The 260-nt window shown below is 56.9% G+C and carries 1 protein-coding gene; it reads left to right on the top strand.

What is annotated here, in order from left to right; genetic code table 11:
* A partial coding sequence (locus KVT28_RS25460) for a 1-acyl-sn-glycerol-3-phosphate acyltransferase (RefSeq protein ID WP_217550989.1) occupies window positions 1–260 on the top strand: 260 nt, incomplete at both ends.

Here is a 260-nt window from a genome sequence, read left to right as displayed (position 1 = left end):
GGGAAGGGACGCGCAGCCGGGGTGGTGGTTTGCTGCCGTTCAAAAGCGGTGCGTTTCATGCAGCGGTAGCCGCCGGTGTGCCAATCATCCCGATAGTGGTTTCCAACACCCACGACAAGACCAAGCTGAACCGCTGGAACAACGGTTTGGTAATTGTGGAGATGTTGCCGCCGGTCGATACCTCGCACTTTGCCACCACCTCGGTGCGTAAGCTCGCCACGCACTGCCGTGAATTAATGTCGACTAAACTGGAAGAATTG

The organism is Pantoea sp. GbtcB22 (assembly GCF_019091025.1).
GTDB classification, from domain to species: Bacteria; Pseudomonadota; Gammaproteobacteria; order Enterobacterales; family Enterobacteriaceae; genus Pantoea; species Pantoea leporis.
The sequence above is the reverse complement of the archived record's forward strand: the minus strand, read 5'-3'. Positions and strand labels throughout refer to the sequence as shown.